The sequence below is a fragment of the Treponema porcinum genome (genome assembly GCF_900167145.1).
In the GTDB taxonomy this organism is placed as follows: domain Bacteria; phylum Spirochaetota; class Spirochaetia; order Treponematales; family Treponemataceae; genus Treponema_D; species Treponema_D porcinum.
In genome coordinates this window covers 1-16,579 of the sequence record NZ_FUWG01000020.1, presented here as the reverse complement: position 1 = coordinate 16,579, position 16,579 = coordinate 1, and the positions used below count along the sequence as shown (strand labels likewise).

The window sequence follows — 16,579 nt, the reverse complement described above, 5'->3', positions numbered from 1 at the left end:
GTTGATTACAACATCCAGATCAGCATGGACGGAAAAGACCGGGCTCTGGACAACATCAGAATTGAGCGTCTTTGGAGAAGCCTCAAGTACGAGGACATCTATCTTAAACGCTACGAAACAATGAAGGACTTGAAGACAGGAGTTGATGCCTACTTCAACTTCTACAATACGGCGAGGTTTCATCAGTCTCTGGATTACAACGTGCCTGATGAAATGTATAAATGCTTCCAGTACAATGAACTGGAAAGGAAAAAGGCTGCATAAATTTTTACACCTTAAACCTGTAAAAATTTTGTGTTGACTAAATAGCGCATTTTAGTAGGAGAGTGTCCAGTCGCAGTAGGCATCGAATTTAAACTGATAATTTTTGAGTTTAAGTTCACAATCTACATAAAAACAGCTGTTTTCAGAATCATAAAACATTTCATTATATCCCCAGTTGTTCATATCACCGCGCAGAAAAAGCCGCTTATCTGTAAAAAGCATTTCTTTTGTGTCATCACCGATATAATAGACGCGCGTTTCATACGGAGCAATATATTCTACTTTAATATAAGAACCATCCAAAGAAAGGTTCTTTTCATCATTCACACCGATAAGCACAGAATAAGAAGAAATATCCAGATCGCTACTATCAAACCAGAACTTATTATCAGAAACATTTTTTAAGCTGAACACGCATAAAAGAGTGTCTTTTCCGTCAGAAATTGTATAAGCGGCGACTGTATATAAAGGATTTTTAGTTTCATTATTAACAGTGTTGCTTTTAAGTTCTTTTACAGTGCCGTTTCTGAAAAACTCAGGATATTCTTTTCTAAGTGCAAGAAGTGCCTTGTTCAGGCTGAGAATGGAACTGTCATCATTACGCTGTTTTTCCACATCCGTCCAGTTAAGTTTTGTACGAAGGCGTAAATCACCGTTATAGTTTCCTTCCTGCATGCCGATTTCATTTCCGTAATAAATAAACGGCACTGTCGGGCGCAAAAGAGACATTGCAGAAATAAGCTTTATTTCGGCAGAATAACCGCCAAACCAACTGGCTATTCTTCCCATATATTCATCGTGATTTCCGATAAATGTTCCGTAAGCCTTTATTTCTGATGGATTTTTATAAAGTGTAGATGCTAAAATTCGGCTGTCGGAGTTATAAATGCTGTTAAAACAGCCGCGTCCCTGGTCAAAATCAAGAACCATATTAAATTCAGGCTTTTGTTCTGAGCCAAAATATGCATCAAGTGCAGAACGGTTATTTTCTATCCACGCCTCGCACACCATAAATTTTGGCGAAATTTCTTTATACGAATCAATAACTTCCGTGCGAAGTTCGTTGAACCACGCGTGCGTTTCCGGTGTGTCAACAAACGAATTTTCTGTTTCAATAAGGTATCGCACGGCATCAACGCGAAGTCCGTCAAAGCCTTTGTTCAGCCAGTAGCGCACAACATTCTTCATTTCTTCGCGCACTTCATAATTTCTGAAATTCAAATCAGGCTGACCTTCCCAGAATGCTGCATAATAATAATCGTTTCCATTTGGATTTTTGTGCCATGTGTTAGACGAGCCCATTCCGGGATTCCAGTTGAGTTTTGAATTATTCCAGACATACCAGGCTTTTTTTTCTCCGCCTTCGCAGGAATCCGTAAACCAGGCATTTCCTTTTCCTGTATGATTAGGAACAAAGTCAAAGATGATTTTCATATTCCGCTCATGACACGCGTTTATAAGACTGGTTAAATCTTCCTCTGTACCGAAATAATTGTTTACGGCATAATAATCTTTTACATCGTAACCGTGCATATTCCCGGACGGACTTTTTGATTTATAGTCACATTCAAAAATCGGGGAAAGCCATATTCCGTCACAGCCCAAATCATTTTTAATATAATCGAGTTTACTTTTAATTCCGTTAAAATCTCCGCAGCCGTCGCCGTCATAATCGCAGAATGATTTTACCCAGATGTGATAAAACGCAGTATCGTTCCACCAGCCGTCTTTTAAGTCGGTAGACTGATGTTTTGCATCTTCTACAGAAACATCATTCGGGCTTTTATACGAGTTGTTTCCCGAATATGAAAGCAGGTGTTCAGGAAAAGAATTGCCGTCATCGCTACCGGAACTTCCGTCAGAATTTCCGTCTGAACAAGACGCAAAAAAAACGATGCACAAAAGCACCGCACAAAGATAGAATTTTACTTTTTTCATAGCAGGTTCTCCCATAAAAAGTCAAGAAGATTGTTTCAACAATCGATTGACTTTTTATGCCGCTTCGCAATGAAATGAGAAGCGGCAGTTGATAAGGAAGTTCGCATTGCGAACTTGTGAATAAAAACTTTGACGCTATTTCAGGCAAAGTTTTTATTACACCCTCCTTAAAACAGCACCAGTCAAAACAGCTGATTACGCTGTCCAGAAATCTGGAGTCAGTTCAAATTTTGTTTTCAGGAGAGTTTCGCCCCCCCCCGATTATTAAACAACCTACTACAAAATATGTAATTGTTCAAGAGCCCTGCAAACAGCTCTCTTATGTCAGATGCAGAAATATACAGTCTCTATTCACGTTCCGTTTCCTGTCATTCCACGGTTTGTAAATAGTACTATCCACGAAACGTGGAATGTCTTTCCACAAACTGTGGAATGTAATGCCACAAAACGTGGAATGTAACGCCACGAAACGTGGAATGTAACGCCAAAAAACGTGGAATGTAACGCCACAAAAAATTGCGTGTAATTCAGCAGATTTTAAACATTCACTTAAAAAAAATTGATTATGAAATCCCTAAAAACTTCAGTTTTTAGAGGTAACTTTGAAAATGTATCTACATCCTGACGGTAAAACTTACTCCGGAAGGCAAAAGTTCCGGCAGAAAATGCTCCGTGGCGGCAGATTCGTTTACGCGATGCAAAAAAGGCACAAGAAATCCGCTTGCAGACCCGATAAGTGCGCCGGTAATTACGTCTGTAAGGAAGTGATTTCCGCTTGCAAGACGCATACAGGCTGTAGCAGCCGCCGCAGAATATGATGCAGCAATTACAGGAAGACGCAGTTTTGAATCCGGGAAATAGCTGCAGAATGTATAGCTTGTAAATGCTGCAGCAGCAAATGCCATAGTAGAATGACCTGACGGAAATGAATTACACCAGTCGCCACTGTCAACTTTTTTCTGCGGATAACCGTCAAAATACATATACGGACGCGCCCTTGTTACGGAAAGCTTTATTACTTTTGCAACTCCCTGCGCAACGGCAAGAGTTTCTGCGTACATAACTCCAAGCGTAAGCCATTCATCTTTCTGCGTCGTAAGAAGCACCGCAGGAGAAACAAGGGCAAGCGTTTCAAAGCCGGAACCTAGATAATCAAGACCTTTTGAATACGGATTCATAATCAGCCTGTCGAATGCATTTACATCGTTCTTATCGTAAAGTTTACCGTCAAAATCATCTTTTTTTACAAAGTCACCTTTATCAAGAATTATATTTACGCCGTTCAGCGCAAGCGAAGAGCCAAGAAGAATGCTGTCCTTTACGGGAGAAAGCTTGAATACAGTTCCGCTTCCCCATAAGGAAAAATCTTCGGCAAACACGGAAGAGAACGCAGGCATCATCAAAAACAGAAACAGAAAAACTGTTTTTACAAACAGCTTCCTGCACTTTTCATACACACAAGACATAAAACACACCTTACAAAAAAAATATATGCTTTCAATCAGATTTTTAAAGCGCGGAGAATTTTCTTCTGTTCATCCGTAATCCTGAAACTTTCCAGAGATTTCTGAATTGTTTTGTTATGACACCATTCGCCAAGCCTCTGCTCCTTTATATACGGAAATGTTTCATCCCACTGCTTTGCAAGTGCAGTAGCAAAATACCAGGCAATCATCATATTTACGTAATATTCGCTGCTTTTTACGGACGCAACAATTTCAATATACTCAGGAGAAAATCCGCCGTCAAGAAAATAATTCATAAGCATTTCAATTCCAAAGCGAACGGTATACGTTTTTCCGCTTGCAATCCATTCACGGCTTTTTTCAAGCAGGAACGAAGGATTTTTTGCAAGCGCCTTAGGCTTTACCGTATCGCAGGTAGCCCAGTTATTCACGAACGGCAGAAACTCGTCAATCCGGCGGGCGCACTCTTCCCCGTTTTTTATCCGTTCTATTAAATAGCCGTGAAGATTGTATTCCTCATAATAGGAATGTGGAAGACAGTCTAAAAATTCATTTATGTCAGGATTTCCGGAAAGAACTTTTGCAAGACTGCGAAGCTGCGGCGTCCGTATTCCTATAACAGTTTCCTCCGGCACACCGGGCATAAGCCTGCACTGAAATATGCGGTAGTCAGAATCCTGCATTGAAAAAAGAGTTTTGTGCAGTAAATCAAAATCAAACATAGACAATAGTATATACCTGCCTTGCAATAGCTTCCAGTAATTCCTGCGTTGCATCGTTTTTCATAGATACGCTGCACATAAGTCCGGGAACTGTATCATACCAAAGACAGACGCCGGTCGTACTTCCGCCGGCTTCTGCAAGTTTTACAGTAGCGGCGCACCGCCCGACGTTCGTATTGATTTCAGACTTCCACGAAAAATACATACCGGAAATATCAGTAAAAGACGGTTCTCCTGAAATGCGGGCGGTACACTCAATTCCTTTCCAGACAAAATCCATCTGCGCCGTCTTTCCGCCTATAATAGAATAGCGCACTCCGGATGCACCTTCCGGCTCGTTAAAGCATATTCCTAGAACCTCAAGAATTTCCTGCGGGTCAGACTGAACTACCGGATTTGCAATTCCCAACGCAGTTCCGCCAGCCGCCCGTCCGTCAGCCTCAGTCAAACCGTTTTTCTTTTTCTGACTGCTGCAGCCGGATGCGCAAAAAATAACGCAGACTGATACAAGCAGAAGGAAAAGAACTTTATTTCCCTTTAAATTTATTTTTCTCATTGCACAATTCATAGAAAATCCTTTGCAAAAACAGAAATCAGCGGATTTTTATGCCGAACCCGAATGACGGATAAAGAGTTATGTCTTTGCTTCCGGCAGTAAAATCAATGTACATATTACGCTTTCCGTAATCAAATGCCTCGTCATTCCAGTCTTCTATGCGAATGTCAACGCCAGCTGTTGCAAACAAGGAAAAATGACTTAGAAGATTATAGCTTACAGAAAAACGGAGTGACGGATATGTATATTTATGGAACTGCTCCGCAAGGTCTTCAACCCTGTCCTTATCTTCCTTTGAAGCATCATCAGAAAAACTTTTTCCGTCATTCTCATACTTATTGATAATATCGTGAATTTCATCGCCAATATCAACAACATCCTTGCATAACGTATTGTAGAACAATGCTTCTATGTCAAAACTGACTTTACGGCAGTTGAAACGAGTTCCAAGTCCAAGCGCAAAAAAGTGATAGTAGTCATTACCGCCAGACGAAAAGAAATAACGCGGACTTGAGCCATACAGTGCCGTAGTAAAAAGATGATTCGTACCGCTCTGAATCTGTGTAAAAATATTTCCGTTTGTATCAACCATAATACCTGCATCATGCACACCGTTGCGGATTATATTTATAAGACCAAGCGCAATGCCGTTATTTTCATCGGCAACATTTATCAAACCAACCTGAACGCCGGTAACTTTCTTTGCAACGTTTACAATACTACCTGCCTGAACGCCGCGAATTGTTCCTGATATATTAAAAAGTCCTGCAGCCTGAATACCATTCATAGTCCGTGCGCTGTTAAAAATACCAGTTGCCTGAATTCCATAGCCGTCCTTCACCGTATTGAAAATACCTGAGCCCTGAACACCAAACAATAAATCCGCCGAATTATAAATTCCCGTTCCCTGAATGCCGTTTACAGTTCCGCTGCTGTTGAATATGCCGGAAACCTGAGCTCCGTTTACAATGTCTGCAGAAGTATAAATGCCGGCAGCCTGTACACCGTTTATAACGCCTGCATCCAGCCCTATACCGGATGCCTGAATACCGTTTAAAACGGAACTTATATTTCCAGAAAACAAAGAAACCTGAGCACCGTTTACAATACAGTCATTTGCACGAATCAATCCTATTGAAATTATGCTCTGCACATTACTTCCGTTTTCTCCTGCAAACATAAAATGGAACGGCTTAATTTCAAGCGGGACAGGCGTTTCAGAAAGTCCTGACGGTTCTAAAGCACGGTCATTTTCTTCGTTTTCCGCAAAATTTTCCGCTTCATTTACAGTTTCATCACCGCGAAGCCTGTGTTCCGTGCGGGCAACAACAGAATTAAAATACGAACGGTCAAGTTTCAAAAGCTGGTTTTTCTTTAAAATAAAATTTCCCTGCATAGTATCCGTTTCCGTTATGAGGACTGCTGTATAAGTTCTGGCGGAAAGGGCAAAATAAACAGGATTTTTTTCCGTTTTGTTGATTTCCGAAATAAGTTTTCCGAACGAATCGCGTATAATTATTTTTCCAGTCATTTCTTCCGGAATCATTAATGCAGACTCCGAAGCCGAAATGTCTGACAGAATAAGGTCGCCGGAACCTACGAGCGTAATATTATAGTTAGGGTGCTGAGGTCCTGCACTGCTGGATTCCGTTCTTGCAAGGGTGTCGTTAAAGGCATACGAATACAGCTCGTTCAGGGAAACCTTGTTGTCCCCCGAAGTATCAGCTGCACCGCGAAGCCCCGTAAGCATTGCGTTCGTAAAGAATGATGAACCTATTTCATCAGATTCCTGAGAAGATTCAAGCGCAGAACTGGAAGAAAGATAAGCGTATCCTTTTACGACAGTTGAATCGTCTACAAGGAACGGCTTTTTCCGCTGTCCGCCTTTTGTCCGTATAAAATTTCCTGAATAGCATGAATCAAGGATAACAACGTGAACATCACTTGGAACATTTGAAATTGATTCCTTAAGTTGTGAATATTCATAAGATGATTTTCCCAAAAGAAGCGCATTTTCGTCTGAATGTCCTGAATAATAGAAGATAAATTCAGTGCGCCGGGAAACAGATTTTCCCTGAACAATAGCGTTCGACACGGCAGAAAGCGCATCGTCCACCTTGTCTTTTGTCGGGTCTAAAAGAAGAATGCTGTTGCTTTCTGGAACTCCGCCGATTTCCGACATTGTTTTCTGAAAGGACATTGCGTCCGTTCCTGCGTACAGAAGGCGCGCATTATTTTTTCCGCCGGAATTAGAGCCTATATATATTGCATACCGTTCTACGCCGGAAGAATTCATATCTGCCGTTTCTGCAAAAATTGCGCCGCACAAAGAAACTGCTGCACAAAATAAAAAAGCAAAAATCCTGACATTTATATTTTTTTTCATAAGTCTGTTCTCCGTTTTAGTATACATTCCGTATATAAGGTTTTATTTCCTAAGCAGAAATGCCGTTCTGTCCGTGCCGGAAGGAAGATAATTTCCGACCTGTATAAAATCTACATCCACAGAAGAAGCGGCAATTTCTTCGTCAATGCCTTCAAGCGAAAAGGCTTTTTTTGACGCAACAAGTATAAAACATTCAAAATCAGGCGCATCATCAAGTTCGTATGAAAAATCAAGGGGAATTTCACTTCCGGAATGTTTCATTTTTACTGCCGTCCAGCCGCTTTCCGGGAAATGGCGCGTTACGTTTCCGTTTCCATCAATGCTGAAAATAACACCGTAGTCATTGCGGCCGGGATTGTACGTTATCTGGATAACATCGCCGGCTTTTGCAGACGCGCCGTTTTCAAGCGCATTCACTGAATTTCCGTCTTTCCTGTACAGGCGAAGCGACTGCGGAGTTTTTGACGGAATTTTGTTTCCTTTTAGGCGATTGCTGTTTTCCGGGGAAGCAGAAGCCGGCCTTGCCCTCTGCAAAACGACAGGCGCAGCAATTACTGCCGCAAGAACAGCGGCGGCACACGCCATAATCCTGAGCCTGAGCGCATGAGGACTTGATTTTTTTTCGGAAGAATCGTTTTCTTCGCCGGAAGCGCCTCCTGAAGTTCCGCCTGTTACGGAAAACTGCTTTTTCAGAACAGCATTCCGCATATCATCAGCAAAATAACGGCTTAAAATCTCCTCGTCCGACTGATCAAGCTGTTTCAGCGCATTTTCAAGCTGTTCTTTTCCATATATATCGTAGTAATCTTCTGCGTTACGTTCTCCAAGATGAATTTCCTCTAAAATCCTGTCCGGTATATTCATTGTTTTCATTATGCCTCCCATACTAAAAGCCTTCGCTTTTCTGCATATTTTTCACCTTTGGCTCTCCGCGTACTTTCGCAGACCGCTAAGCCGCTTACGGATACCGGAAACTGACATCTTCATTTTTTCAGCGGTTTCCTCAAGCGTAAAACCGTCAAGATAATGCAGCATCGCAATCTCCCTGTCCTTATCCCTGCCGGAAAAAATGCACTCCAGAAGAATTCCTGAATCAATTTTTTCCTCTACTTCAGAAGATGACGCATCTGACACGACTTCCGCAATAGTTTCAAACGCAGGACCAGACCTTACTTTATCCGCCCTTATCTTATTCAGGCACACGCGCGTCGCCGTTACGTAAAACAGACTTGCGCACACAGACTGAAGGCGGCTTTTCCGCTCGATAATGCGCACGAACACATCCTGCATAGCATCAAGTGCCTTTTCCTCATCCTTTAAAAGAAAGCGGCAGCGGCGCAGAACCATAGGACCGAACGTGCGGTATAAAGAATCAAAATCATCCATCGACACAGTTTTCATTGTACAATCAATTCCCTGTCTATATATTTAACACCCTAAGCTGAAAAAACTGATACTGTTTTTCTGCAAAATCAACAAAAAAAAAGCAGGAAGAAAATCCACCGTGATTTTTTCCTGCTGATATAAGGTCATCTTCAAAAACAAACGTTTTTAGGGAAGTGCTGATTAACACTTGAAGCGATTACTCAGCACTTCCCGTCAAATTGCCGTAAGTCATTGACTTACGGACAATTAGCTAAATTCAAGGTTAACACTGAAAAATCCTCAATAGGATTTATTCAGTGTTTCCTTAGAAGTTCCCGAAAACGCAAATGATGACAGCGCAATTATGCACACAAAAGTTCATACACTTCTTTTTCAGTAGCCGCATTTGCAATTGCATCGCGAAGTTCCTGACTTTTCAGTTTTGCGCTGAAATAGGAAATCGTCTGCAAGTAATACGTATGCTGATTGTAAGCTGCCGCAATCATAATAAGCAGATTGACAGGCTTGTCATCAACAGTCTGGAAATCAGAAATCGGAGTCCTGCACACACCGACTGCCATAACAAGATCCGTTACGGAAGAAAGGCGGACATGAGGAATTGCAATTCCCCTTCCGACAGCAGTTGACATCAATTCTTCACGCTTAAGGATTTCAGAAAGCAGTTCGTCGCCGCGCTTTACCTGCGGAGCATTTGCAAGGACGTTTGCAAGTTCAGTGAGGGCATCGCGCTTTGCTGACTGCGTTATGAAAACAACCCGGTCAGGAGAAAGAATGTTCTTTACCTGAACGGCATCATCTGTCTTTTTTGTATTTGAACTTGAAGAAAGGCGCTCATTCACCCATTTTTCTACTTCAGATTTTTTGAATCTCCAGACTGTTCCTATTTTTCCGGCAGGAATTTCACCCTTCTGCGCCCAGTCATATACCGTTCTGTCAGAAACACGTAAATATTTTGCGACTTCTTCAATAGTAAGAATATCGTCTTCCATAATAAAACTCCAAAACTCTATTGAAATACTTGTCAAAGTTTGCATTATTTACGGTTTTTTGTCAAGGTTCGCAATCCGGCAGATTTACTTGCGGATTACGTTCAATCTCCAAGCTCGTGCAGACTGTCGAACGGATATAATTCTCCGAGTGTCTTTACTACGGATTTTTCATACGACGGTCCGAAAATGACAGGCGTATCCTGCGGCGCAAATTCCGTAAGCACCTGACGGCACGCACCGCACGGTCCTACCGGATAATCCGCCTTAGGAGCAGCAATCGCCAGCGCTCGGAACGTTTTATATCCGCGTGCAACTGCCGTAAAAACAGCAGTCCGTTCCGCGCAGTTCGTAAGTCCGTACGAACGGTTTTCCACATTACAGCCGGTAATTACAGTGCCGTCTTCCATAAGCAGTGCCGCTCCCACCGGAAAATGAGAATACGGCGAATAGGAATTTTCGCTTGCCTCAAGCGCCTTTTTAAACAGTTCTTCAAAACGATTAGTATCAGTCATCAGCGTACCTCCTGCTTTTCTTGACTGTAAGCCGGTATTATTATAACATCATTTACTATGAAAACAAAAAAAACAAGCTCCTTTTATATTACGCTTGCATTGATTTTATGCGCAGTATATATAATTTTTGCCATTAAGCCGCTTGGCTTCGAATATCAGCTTACGCCGGGCTGGAAAATAGACGTTACTAACCCTACGATTTCTGAACCGGAAGAAAACGAGAGGCTGCTTCATTTTAAGCTTGGTCAGAGCATAGGATATTTTACCGAAGACGGAAAAGTAACGAATTTCATCTCCTATCCATATAAATCTTCAATATCAAAGGAATATTACACTTTCTACAGCGCAAACAGCAGCGCGGCCTCGTTCTATCTGCCTTCCGGAAAAAAATCCGGAACTATTAACATAAGCGGATTTCCGATGATTCAAGATGACAGAATCTACGTATTTTTGCCTGGCGGTTCGTCGTTCGTGCAGTGCAGTGAAGACGGAACAAAAGCGTGGGAATACAGCGGAACTGTTCCGATAACGGCATTCGACTCATCGGAATACGGCTGCATTGCAGGATTTGCTGACGGTTCGGTCTGCGAATTTGCCTCGGACGGAACAATTATCCAGCGTTTCTCTCCCGGCGGAAGTGAATTCCCGGTAATTCTTGGAGCAGCAATTTCGTCGAATGCATCGCTTGTCGCCGTAGTCTGCGGACAGAACAAACAGCGTTTTGTCCTTGCAAAAAATGACGGCGTAAACGCAAAAATCATCTTCCACGAATTCCTTGATTCTTCCGACCCGTATCAAAAGCTGGTGCGTTTCTACAACAACGACGGAACGGTCATCTACAATTCAGGAAACCTTCTTGGCTTTGTCGAAACAAAAACAGGAAAGTCCGCGCACCTTGAAATTAAAGGACAGGCGCTGAACGTACAGGAATCAGGCGACTGCATTTTCATTCTTGCAAAAGACGGCGGAACATATACTGTTTATATGGTAGAAAAACTTGCAACGCTGATAGGAACATTCTCGTTTGAAGCAAAAACGGCGTTCATTCAGACTGACGGAAACAAACTGTACGTCGGCAAGGATTCAACGATTTCACAGCTTGTGCTGAGCAAAAAGTAACTGGAAAGGTATATTATGAAAAAAACAGCAATTATCTGTGCGGCCATTGCCGCAGCATACACCGCAGCAAGAGCATTTGAATGGCCGCAGGAACAGCAGATTCAGTCAGACTCGTTCTATTCCTATTTCGGGCAGCTGCGCGGAGATACAATCAGCAATTCCCTCATTTTCTCTGATCCGTCAGAAATAAAGGCGGCGGACAACGGCTGCCTTACGGTCATCATAAAAGAATACAACGACGACACGGACTTTTTTCCGTCGACACTGGGAAACGCGGTAATCATCGCCCATTCGGACAACCTTATGACCGTCTACGGCAACATCGATGCAGAATCGCTGCCGGAAAACCTTTCGGAAACAAAAGAAATTGCAACAGGAACGCCTCTCGGAATAAGCGGAAATTCAGCCTGGCAGCAGGGACACAGTTCCCTTGAGTTTCAGGTAATTGACACAAAGAACAACACCGCCATAAATCCGCGCATTCTTATGCCGCGAATAGGTAAGGAACTTCCTCTTTACCCTTCTGGAATAGTCCTTCAGAACAGAAACGGCAGGACTTTCAAAATTGCAGAACAGAACGTCATTCCGGCAGGATTTTACCGCGTGTACCAGAAACGCCAGGCAGTCGCCGTACCGTACAAAACGCACATTTCGGTAAACGGAACGATTGTAGACGGCACATCCTACGACCTTTTGCGCCAGGACGGAAGCAGCATTTGCGTTTCAGGCAAGCGTAACTATCCGAAGACAGTGCTCTACCCTACGCCCGATCTTATGCTTTTGGGAGAAGTGAATTTTACGCAGGGAAAAAATGCCGTTCAGTTCACCCTTTCCGACATTCTGGGAAAAGAAACGTCAGCAACGTACTACCTTACAAACTATTAAAAAAAACGTAAAATCCGGGGGGGGGCAGAGAAACGTTACGCATTTATGCATTCATCACCCGGAATTTTACCGTTCTTAAAACAAAAAAAGCGCCGTGAAAAATCACGACGCTTTCTTATTTTACTAATTCAGTAAATAATCAGCAATTATTAGAATACAGCAACAACTTCACCGTTTCCGTAAGTTTCTGCAATATAATCCTTTACTTTCTGACTCTGAACGGCAGCCGCAAGAGCCTTAAGTTTTGCAGAATCCTGTTTTCCGTCCTTTGTGCAAAGAACATTTACATACGGAGAATCTGCGCCCTCAACGAAAAGTCCGTCCTTAGAAGCGTTCAATCCGGCAGGAAGCGCATAGTTTCCGTTGATTACAGCAGCATCAACGTCTGCAAGAACGCGCGGCAATGTAGCAGCCTCAATCTCGCGGAATTTAAGGTTCTTTGCGTTCTTTGTAATATCAGACGGAACGGCAGTAAGGGAAGCCTTGTCCTCAAGTTCGATAAGACCAGCTGACTGAAGAAGAAGAAGCGCGCGGCCTTCATTTGTCGGGTCGTTCGGAATTGCAACAGTTGCACCGTCAGGAATGCCTGCAAGGTCAGAATAGCGCTTTGAATAAACTGCAAGCGGCTCAATGTGAATGCCTGCAAAACTTACCAGATGGTAACCCTTCTCTTTATTGAAAGAGTCCATATACGGAAGGTGCTGGAAATAATTTGCGTCAATTTCGCCTGACTCAACAGCCTCGTTCGGAGTTACGTAATCAGTAAATTCGATTACTTTAAGCGTATAGCCGTCTTTTGAAAGATCTTCGGCAACAAGATTAAGAATTGCCGCGTGAGGCTCTGGGGTTGCTCCAACCGTAATGACTGTATCTGCGTCCGCCTTTTTACAGCCGGCAAAAGCTGCAAGAATCAGTGCAGAAGCCAAAAAAGATGTTGTTTTTTTCATTTAACTCATTCCTCCTAGAATTGAATGATGTAGTATTGTTGCTAAATTACAGATTTTAGTCAACAATTTTTTAAATTTTGTCATCATTCAGGATTTTTGAGAATATATTTGTTTTGAAAGTTTCACTGCCGTCAAATTTTACACTTTCTCCAGTGCGTTCAAACATCTTTTCAAGTTTTTCCATAACACGCGGCTCCGAAAATTATCAGCAGAAAACGAACCGCTAATCTTCCGGACGGAAAAATTCCGGCGCACCCCAGCCGCTTTCTGCAATGAGCTCCTTCCAGAAATCCTGCCGCCCGTCCGCATAAAAATCACTTATCTGCATATATAAAGAAAGTGTAGTGAGGCAAAATATTGCGGTCAAGGAAAGCAAAAATAAACCTAATGGCTCAGAACCATTTAAATATTGACTGTCCCCCTGAAAGGACATACAATTTTATCGTACTGAATTTTCCAAACATCCGGACATCAGTGCCTTTAAACAAAACTTTATTGCCTTTTATGGGAGAGATTATGTGCGTCAAAATTGAAAGTTACTGCGGAATAGAATGCAGTTCGTGCGAATTAAAATAGTCCAACTGCTGCGGAACGTGCGTTAAAACAAAAGGCGTTACGTTCTATAAGAAAGACGGTACTGTCTGCCCGGTAGCACAATGCGCAATCAGCAAAAACAGGCGGTTCTGCGGCGAATGTGCGGAATTTCCCTGCGAACTTCTGACACGCTTTGCCTTCGACAAAGAACACGGCGACAACGGCAAGCGGATTGAGCAGTGCAAGATATGGAAAGCCGCACTTGTAACCGATGCAAGAAAAGGCACTGACCCTATAAGCGTCTGCGGCCACCACTGCGACCTGTGCTTTTTTGCACAATGGTGCGGCGCAAATTCTGTGTGGGGCGATTACGGCACTAATAAAATACTGTGCGAAAAATATTATTCTTCTGTTTTCCCAAACACGTATATTATCCGTCCGCCGTATCTGTACGGACAGGGCAACAATGTGTACCGCGAGGCGTTTGCGTTTGACTGCGCCGATTTCAACCGTACATTCTATCTTCCGGAAAACGGCAAAATGAAGATGCAGTTTTTTCACATAGACGATTTATGCCGCTTCATTCACATTCTGCTGGAACAAAAGCCTGAACAACGTATTTTTAATGTCGGCAACGCTCAAAGCATTTCTGTAAAAGAATGGGTAAACCTGTGCTATGCCGCCGCAGGACAAACGCCGGCTTTCAAGTTCGTAGATACGTCAGTTCCGCAGAGAAATTATTTTTGTTTTCATAAATACGAATATGCGCTGGATGTTTCCCGAATGTCTGCACTTATGCCGGAAACAATTTCTCTTTCCGCAGGATTAAACAAAAGCTATGACTGGTACAAAGCGCACAAGGATGAAGTAAACCGCCGTGATTATTTTAATTACATTGACAATGACCTGAAAATTTCAGAGAAGAGCAATGTAAAAGCGTAAAAAACTTACGTTTCAGGCATCAAAATCAGGAATCTTTCCCCACGCACGCAATTTCCACCCACGCAGGATAAAAACCTGCAGCGCGTGCTGTTTTCCGCGATAAGACATTTGACCAGGCAGAACAATAATACGGAACTTTTCCTTCGGCAAAAACCTCCTCTGCACATCGTTTCACCAAAGCACTTGCAATTCCCTGCCGTCTGAATTCGGGAAGAACATCTATACCTATCTGCCACATAGAATCACAGTCATCCGTAGCTCCTGCAACACCGGCAACCGTACCGTCCACAGTACAGACAACCGCAACAGAATCTTTCCGCCGTCCGTCATTCCTGACACAACTTCCATAGTCAAGTGCATTATGAAATCCATCAAGTCCATACAGCCGGGCAATGTCAGTACCGCGCAAAACGCAGATTTCCAGATCATTCCGCACGGAAACATCTGCCGTTACATCGGGCAGCAAATAATTCGCCATACAATTTATCTGCTTATTCAAAGGTGCAAGAATATCATTGAATTCATACAACTTGCAAAGTTCCATATTTCTGAACGCATTATCAGGCTGAATGGCACGATTCATCTCTGCCGCAATTCTAGAATCACACGTACAGACTATTCCTTTTCCCCAATACACCATATTGCAGGTCATAAAAGATAGAATGCTTTTTTTCTGCCCGCGGTTTCTGACTGCCTCACAGTCCGTCATCGGAATGACCAAAACACCTTCCGACAAAAAAGCCTCTGGCTCGCACATCATATCTTTTGCGCATTGGTTCATAGCGATTTTTATAACCTCGTCATTCGTCATCATTGTTTTTATCAATCAAGTTTATCCAATTTTTGAAAATAATCATCCGCTTCCTGAAGAAGTATCTGAACTACTCTACCTTTTTCTTCACAATATGAATTTCTGTCAGTCGAATAGAGTCCTGCAAGACGGATTTTTTCCGCTTCGTATAGCAGCGCTTTATCTGAAAAAGCATTCAGATAATCCCTGAAATGAATGTAGTCGTTCCATTCCTTTCCGCCGTATATTACAAAATGAATGTGATGTGTGCGCGTATCTTTCTCAAAATCTCCGCACGCAAAAAGCCAGTTACCGTCTTCCCTGATTCTGAAAATAAATCCATTGCCCTCAAGATTTTGAACAAACGGCTCTACAGACTCAAACGAGCGAACGCCGACTACAATATCAATGATCGGCTTTGCCTTTATTCCGGTAATAGAGGTACTTCCAATATGCTGAATATCAATCGCCACCGCCCCAAGAATAGCGTTGAGGTGCTCAATACATTTTTGTGCCGTTATTTCCCATTCAACCGAGTGCGGAAAAAGTGCGACTGTTCCTCTTTTCAATCCGAGCATCCTGATTTTTCCTCTATTTGCGACATAAAAATCCAGTAAAAAATCGTTCTTGAAAAGAAATCTTTGAAAGAATTTCTCCGTCACTATAATCAGCACCACAAGGCGACACAATCCACTTGTCCTCGCAGTCGTTTATACGATGATACACGGCAATAACAATTCCCTCAAACGACTGAACCGGTACATCAATTCCAAGAACATACGCATCCTGCTCCTCACCGTCACCGGCAATTACATCTTCAATAAAACCGTAATTCACTTGATATACAATATCAGAATGTTCAGGATGCCTTGAACCAAGCGGACGGTCGATTTTTACGCACACCTTTTTCCCTATTACATCGCTGTAATCAGGTGTCAGAAAATCTTTATTTTCCATAGAGAGAATAGTAGCATAAAAACATAAACAGATGGAATACTATTAAGAAAGGATTCAAAAAAAAGAAAAATCGAAAAAAAAAGTCCGGCAGCTACCTACTTTCCCGCCTTGCGGCAGTATCATCGGCGTTAGAGAGCTTGACTTCCGTGTTCGGAATGGGAACGGGTATTGCCTCTCCACTATGGC

17 protein-coding genes, 1 rRNA gene and 1 pseudogene are annotated in these 16,579 nt (G+C 42.6%); 5 read left to right on the top strand and 14 right to left on the bottom strand.

All coding sequences use genetic code 11. The features are described 5' to 3' along the window. On the top strand, window positions 1–264 hold a 264-nt coding region (locus B5D55_RS11110), incomplete at its 5' end, for an integrase core domain-containing protein (RefSeq protein ID WP_143593356.1). Between the two features lie 51 nt (window positions 265–315). On the opposite strand, the gene B5D55_RS11105 is transcribed toward B5D55_RS11110, so the two are convergent. From B5D55_RS11105 to B5D55_RS11065, 9 genes are all read right to left on the bottom strand, one after another. Next, window positions 316–2,202, bottom strand: a complete 1,887-nt coding sequence (locus B5D55_RS11105; RefSeq protein WP_159446219.1) for an alpha-amylase family glycosyl hydrolase — start codon at window positions 2,200–2,202, stop codon at window positions 316–318. A 614-nt stretch (window positions 2,203–2,816) separates the two neighbouring features. After that, complete coding sequence (locus tag B5D55_RS11100; protein WP_078934078.1) at window positions 2,817–3,668, bottom strand: phosphatase PAP2 family protein; 852 nt, start codon at window positions 3,666–3,668, stop codon at window positions 2,817–2,819. Between the two features lie 35 nt (window positions 3,669–3,703). Further along, window positions 3,704–4,390, bottom strand: coding sequence for a DNA alkylation repair protein (locus tag B5D55_RS11095; protein ID WP_200805322.1), 687 nt, complete (start codon window positions 4,388–4,390; stop codon window positions 3,704–3,706). Further along, window positions 4,383–4,946 (bottom strand): hypothetical protein, encoded by a 564-nt coding sequence (locus B5D55_RS11090; RefSeq protein ID WP_143593354.1) that lies wholly within the window; start codon window positions 4,944–4,946, stop codon window positions 4,383–4,385. The genes B5D55_RS11095 and B5D55_RS11090 overlap by 8 nt, the downstream gene beginning before the upstream one ends. Before the next feature lie 37 nt (window positions 4,947–4,983). After that, window positions 4,984–7,332, bottom strand: a complete 2,349-nt coding sequence (locus B5D55_RS11085; RefSeq protein WP_159446218.1) for a caspase family protein — start codon at window positions 7,330–7,332, stop codon at window positions 4,984–4,986. A 42-nt stretch (window positions 7,333–7,374) separates the two neighbouring features. Further along, window positions 7,375–8,205 (bottom strand): hypothetical protein, encoded by an 831-nt coding sequence (locus tag B5D55_RS11080; RefSeq protein ID WP_078934074.1) that lies wholly within the window; start codon window positions 8,203–8,205, stop codon window positions 7,375–7,377. 42 nt (window positions 8,206–8,247) lie between these two features. Then, entirely contained in the window at window positions 8,248–8,733 is a 486-nt protein-coding gene (locus B5D55_RS11075; protein WP_078934073.1) for an RNA polymerase sigma factor, read from the bottom strand. A 326-nt stretch (window positions 8,734–9,059) separates the two neighbouring features. Beyond that, window positions 9,060–9,707, bottom strand: a complete 648-nt coding sequence (locus tag B5D55_RS11070; RefSeq protein WP_078934072.1) for a PTS sugar transporter subunit IIA — start codon at window positions 9,705–9,707, stop codon at window positions 9,060–9,062. Window positions 9,708–9,808: 101 nt separating this feature from the next. Continuing rightward, entirely contained in the window at window positions 9,809–10,219 is a 411-nt protein-coding gene (locus B5D55_RS11065) for a cytidine deaminase (protein WP_078934071.1), read from the bottom strand. A gap of 57 nt (window positions 10,220–10,276) precedes the next feature. On the opposite strand from B5D55_RS11065, the gene B5D55_RS11060 reads away from it, so the two are divergent. Next, window positions 10,277–11,338, top strand: a complete 1,062-nt coding sequence (locus tag B5D55_RS11060; protein WP_078934070.1) for a hypothetical protein — start codon at window positions 10,277–10,279, stop codon at window positions 11,336–11,338. A gap of 15 nt (window positions 11,339–11,353) precedes the next feature. Further along, window positions 11,354–12,223, top strand: coding sequence for a M23 family metallopeptidase (locus B5D55_RS11055; protein WP_078934069.1), 870 nt, complete (start codon window positions 11,354–11,356; stop codon window positions 12,221–12,223). Window positions 12,224–12,372: 149 nt separating this feature from the next. Here the strand turns inward: B5D55_RS11055 and B5D55_RS11050 are convergent, their stop codons facing one another. Next, on the bottom strand, window positions 12,373–13,170 hold the full coding sequence (locus B5D55_RS11050; RefSeq protein ID WP_078934068.1) for a MetQ/NlpA family ABC transporter substrate-binding protein: 798 nt from the start codon (window positions 13,168–13,170) through the stop codon (window positions 12,373–12,375). Between the two features lie 594 nt (window positions 13,171–13,764). Between B5D55_RS11050 and B5D55_RS12015 the strand changes: the two are divergent. After that, a pseudogene (locus B5D55_RS12015) lies at window positions 13,765–13,878 on the top strand (DUF3795 domain-containing protein); the annotation flags it as partial. A 183-nt stretch (window positions 13,879–14,061) separates the two neighbouring features. Beyond that, the gene (locus B5D55_RS11785) at window positions 14,062–14,646 is read left to right on the top strand and encodes an NAD-dependent epimerase/dehydratase family protein (protein ID WP_200805321.1); all 585 of its coding nucleotides are present in this window, start codon (window positions 14,062–14,064) and stop codon (window positions 14,644–14,646) included. A gap of 25 nt (window positions 14,647–14,671) precedes the next feature. Here B5D55_RS11785 and B5D55_RS11040 read toward each other — a convergent pair whose 3' ends face one another. The 4 genes from B5D55_RS11040 to rrf all read right to left on the bottom strand — a co-directional run. After that, the gene (locus tag B5D55_RS11040; RefSeq protein ID WP_159446217.1) at window positions 14,672–15,460 is read right to left on the bottom strand and encodes a GNAT family N-acetyltransferase; all 789 of its coding nucleotides are present in this window, start codon (window positions 15,458–15,460) and stop codon (window positions 14,672–14,674) included. 8 nt (window positions 15,461–15,468) lie between these two features. Beyond that, complete coding sequence (locus B5D55_RS11035; protein WP_078934066.1) at window positions 15,469–16,014, bottom strand: GrpB family protein; 546 nt, start codon at window positions 16,012–16,014, stop codon at window positions 15,469–15,471. Between the two features lie 13 nt (window positions 16,015–16,027). Beyond that, on the bottom strand, window positions 16,028–16,393 hold the full coding sequence (locus tag B5D55_RS11030; RefSeq protein WP_078934065.1) for an inorganic pyrophosphatase: 366 nt from the start codon (window positions 16,391–16,393) through the stop codon (window positions 16,028–16,030). An 82-nt stretch (window positions 16,394–16,475) separates the two neighbouring features. Continuing rightward, window positions 16,476–16,579: ribosomal RNA gene (gene rrf / locus B5D55_RS11025) — 5S ribosomal RNA — on the bottom strand; the annotation flags it as partial.

What these genes read in the sequence shown, in the direction of transcription:
- B5D55_RS11105 (WP_159446219.1), bottom strand. Translation starts at nt 2,202, where the DNA reads ATGAAAAAAGTAAAATTCTATCTTTGTGCGGTGCTTTTGTGCATCGTT.
- B5D55_RS11100 (WP_078934078.1), bottom strand. Translation starts at nt 3,668, where the DNA reads ATGTCTTGTGTGTATGAAAAGTGCAGGAAGCTGTTTGTAAAAACAGTT.
- B5D55_RS11095 (WP_200805322.1), bottom strand. Translation starts at nt 4,390, where the DNA reads ATGTTTGATTTTGATTTACTGCACAAAACTCTTTTTTCAATGCAGGAT.
- B5D55_RS11090 (WP_143593354.1), bottom strand. Translation starts at nt 4,946, where the DNA reads ATGAGAAAAATAAATTTAAAGGGAAATAAAGTTCTTTTCCTTCTGCTT.
- B5D55_RS11085 (WP_159446218.1), bottom strand. Translation starts at nt 7,332, where the DNA reads ATGAAAAAAAATATAAATGTCAGGATTTTTGCTTTTTTATTTTGTGCA.
- B5D55_RS11080 (WP_078934074.1), bottom strand. Translation starts at nt 8,205, where the DNA reads ATGAAAACAATGAATATACCGGACAGGATTTTAGAGGAAATTCATCTT.
- B5D55_RS11075 (WP_078934073.1), bottom strand. Translation starts at nt 8,733, where the DNA reads ATGAAAACTGTGTCGATGGATGATTTTGATTCTTTATACCGCACGTTC.
- B5D55_RS11070 (WP_078934072.1), bottom strand. Translation starts at nt 9,707, where the DNA reads ATGGAAGACGATATTCTTACTATTGAAGAAGTCGCAAAATATTTACGT.
- B5D55_RS11065 (WP_078934071.1), bottom strand. Translation starts at nt 10,219, where the DNA reads ATGACTGATACTAATCGTTTTGAAGAACTGTTTAAAAAGGCGCTTGAG.
- B5D55_RS11060 (WP_078934070.1), top strand. Translation starts at nt 10,277, where the DNA reads ATGAAAACAAAAAAAACAAGCTCCTTTTATATTACGCTTGCATTGATT.
- B5D55_RS11055 (WP_078934069.1), top strand. Translation starts at nt 11,354, where the DNA reads ATGAAAAAAACAGCAATTATCTGTGCGGCCATTGCCGCAGCATACACC.
- B5D55_RS11050 (WP_078934068.1), bottom strand. Translation starts at nt 13,170, where the DNA reads ATGAAAAAAACAACATCTTTTTTGGCTTCTGCACTGATTCTTGCAGCT.
- B5D55_RS11040 (WP_159446217.1), bottom strand. Translation starts at nt 15,460, where the DNA reads ATGATGACGAATGACGAGGTTATAAAAATCGCTATGAACCAATGCGCA.
- B5D55_RS11035 (WP_078934066.1), bottom strand. Translation starts at nt 16,014, where the DNA reads ATGCTCGGATTGAAAAGAGGAACAGTCGCACTTTTTCCGCACTCGGTT.
- B5D55_RS11030 (WP_078934065.1), bottom strand. Translation starts at nt 16,393, where the DNA reads ATGGAAAATAAAGATTTTCTGACACCTGATTACAGCGATGTAATAGGG.